The organism is Mesorhizobium sp. M7A.T.Ca.US.000.02.2.1 (assembly GCF_003996995.1).
Lineage (GTDB): Bacteria > Pseudomonadota > Alphaproteobacteria > Rhizobiales > Rhizobiaceae > Mesorhizobium.
This window is the reverse complement of the sequence record NZ_RZTT01000915.1, coordinates 1-454: the sequence shown is the minus strand read 5'-3', so window position 1 is coordinate 454 and position 454 is coordinate 1. Positions and strand designations below refer to the sequence as shown.

The 454-nt window shown below is 65.2% G+C and carries 1 pseudogene; it reads left to right on the top strand.

Annotated features, from left to right (window positions below):
• Positions 1 to 454, top strand: a pseudogene (locus tag EOD15_RS35425) (integrase core domain-containing protein); the annotation flags it as partial.

Below are 454 nucleotides of genomic sequence, written 5' to 3'. Positions count from 1 at the left end.
CGGGACCAGGGCGCCGATGCTGGTGCCGCTGAGGCCCGACGAGCGCTGGTCGCTCGACTTCGTATCGGACCAGCTCACCGACGGGCGCCGCTTCCGCATCCTGGCCGTCGTCGACGACTGCACGAGACAGTGCCTGGCACTCATCGTTGATACGTCTCTCTCGGGCATGCGGGTTGCCCGCGAATTGGACCGGCTCATCACCAGCGCGGCCGGCCCAGGATGATCGTCAGCGACAATGGCAGCGAGTTCACCTCGAACGCCATCCTCTCCTGGGCGGATCAGAACCGCGTCGAATGGCATTACATTGCGCCCGGCAAGCCGATGCAGAATGGCTTCATCGAGAGCTTCAACGGCCGACTGCGCGATGAACTGCTCAACGAGACGCTGTTCACCTCGCTGGCTCAGGCGCGCGTAGCCATCGCCCTGTGGCACGCCGACTACAACACCGCGCGGC